3 protein-coding genes are annotated in these 1,824 nt (G+C 76.0%); 1 reads left to right on the forward strand and 2 read right to left on the reverse strand.

What is annotated here, in order from left to right:
- Positions 1 to 264 (forward strand): hypothetical protein (locus tag ACFV5N_RS27550; protein ID WP_385605184.1); only part of this gene is annotated, 264 nt, incomplete at its 5' end.
- 19 nt (positions 265 to 283) lie between these two features.
- Here ACFV5N_RS27550 and ACFV5N_RS27555 read toward each other — a convergent pair.
- Positions 284 to 757 carry an ATP-binding protein gene (locus ACFV5N_RS27555; protein ID WP_385605187.1) on the reverse strand — a complete coding sequence of 158 codons (474 nt, stop codon included), beginning with the start codon at positions 755 to 757 and terminating at the stop codon, positions 284 to 286.
- A 286-nt stretch (positions 758 to 1,043) separates the two neighbouring features.
- Positions 1,044 to 1,820, reverse strand: a complete 777-nt coding sequence (locus tag ACFV5N_RS27560; protein WP_385605190.1) for an enoyl-CoA hydratase/isomerase family protein — start codon at positions 1,818 to 1,820, stop codon at positions 1,044 to 1,046.
- Positions 1,821 to 1,824 lie beyond the last annotated feature (4 nt).

Genomic DNA, 1,824 nt, shown 5'->3' on the forward strand with positions numbered 1-1,824 from the left:
GCCTATGACATCGCCTTCGACCAGGAGAGCCCGGCCGGGGAGCAGGCCGAGGTGCTGGTCGACGCCCTGCGGCGGGCGCTGGCGGCGGCGCAGGCGCTGAGCGACGGGCCGGGGGAGACCGGCTGCCGTGAGCATCCGCGCGGCGCGGTCGACCCGCTGTACGGGGACCGGGACGATCCGCTGCCGCCGGGCTGGGGCAAGTGCCTGCTGTGCAACGACCGCCGCCGCCGGGCGGGCACCCGGCGGCGGGGCATGGTGGCGTAGGGGCGGTGCGGGCGGGTCCCTAGCGTCCGCCGAGGCGCAGCTCGAACCAGGTGGATTTGCCGCGCGGCAGCAGGTCCACCCCCCAGCGGTCGGCGAGGGCATCCACCAGGAACAGCCCGCGCCCGTTGAGGTCCAGTTCGCGGCTGGGGGGCAGCAGGCAGGGCAGGGCGCGGGAGGGGTCGCGGATCTCCACCCGGATCCAGCCGCGCCGCCGCCGTACCAGCAGGCCGAAGCTGTGGGCCCCGGCGTGCTGGACGGCGTTGGCGGCCAGTTCCGCGGCCAGTTGCACCGCGTCCTCGGTGAGCTGCCGGGGCAGCAGCCAGTGGTCGCGGAGCAGATCGCGCGTCAGCCGCCGTACGGCGGCCGCGGATTCGGGGCGGGCGGGCAGCCGTACTTCGCCGGCCGATGGATCGGAGGTTGTCTCCACCGTCGCTCCGCTCGGTCCGCTCACGCCCATGACGTCCCGCATCGGGGTGTCCGCCGTCGCTGCCATGGGCCCATCATGACGCGCATATGCCGGGCGCGTGGGGGGTTCCGGGGTAAGTGTCCCTGGTGGGGTGACTGATCCAGCGGTGGCGGCGCACATATGCCGAGGGCAGTTGAACGCCGGACACCGCGATGACCAGGGACGACGCGGGTGCGGCGGCCGGTGTGACGGGTGGGGCGCCGGTGATCGGCCGTCTCCCGCCCCGCCGGGGTTTTCGGCGCGGGGCCGGGCCGCGCGGGCCGGGGACCCGGTGCCCTCCCCGGTGCGGGGAGGGCCGGGCGCGCGGGCCGGTTCAGCGGAAGCGGGCCTTGCCGGGGCCGTCCTCCAGGAAGCTGCGGAAGCCCTCCTCGCGGTCGGCCGTGGCGAACAGGCTCGCGAACCAGGTGCGTTCCAGGGCGAGCCCGGCGTCGATGCCCGCGTCGAGGCCGCCGTCCACCGCCTCCTTCGCGGCGCGCAGCGCGGTCGCCGGGCCCTTGGCCAGCCGCGCGGCCCAGGCGTGGGCGCGGTCGAACACCTCGGCGGCCGGGTGCACCTGGTCGACCAGGCCCAGGGTCAGCGCCTCGGCGGCGGTCACCTGGCGGCCGGTGAAGATCAGGTCCTTGGCGCGGGAGGGGCCGATCAGCCGGGCGAGCCGCTGCGTGCCGCCGGCGCCCGGGATCAGCCCGAGCAGGATCTCCGGCTGGCCGAGCCGCGCCTCCTCGGCGGCGAACCGGACGTCGGCGCACAGCGCCAGTTCGCAGCCGCCGCCCAGCGCGTAGCCGGTGATGGCCGCCACCACCGGCTTGGGGATGCGGGCGACGGCCGTGAACGCGTCCTGGAGGCCCCGGGCGCGGGCCACCATCGCGGCGTGGTCCATGGCCCGCATCTCCTTGATGTCGGCGCCGGCCGCGAACGCCCGTTCGCTGCCCCGGATCACCACGGCGCGGATGTCCTGGCGCCCGGTGATCTCCCCGGCCAGCTCCCGCAGCCGGTCCTGGAGGGCGGAGTCCAGGGCATTCAGCGGCGGCCGGTCCAGGGTGATGGTGCCGACGCCGTCCGTCACCTCGAGATGCGCAGTGTCCACAGTCATACCC

The sequence above is a fragment of the Streptomyces sp. NPDC059853 genome (assembly GCF_042731495.1).
Classification (GTDB): Bacteria; Actinomycetota; Actinomycetes; order Streptomycetales; family Streptomycetaceae; genus Streptomyces.

What these genes read in the sequence shown, in the direction of transcription:
- ACFV5N_RS27555 (WP_385605187.1), bottom strand. Translation starts at nt 757, where the DNA reads ATGGCAGCGACGGCGGACACCCCGATGCGGGACGTCATGGGCGTGAGC.
- ACFV5N_RS27560 (WP_385605190.1), bottom strand. Translation starts at nt 1,820, where the DNA reads ATGACTGTGGACACTGCGCATCTCGAGGTGACGGACGGCGTCGGCACC.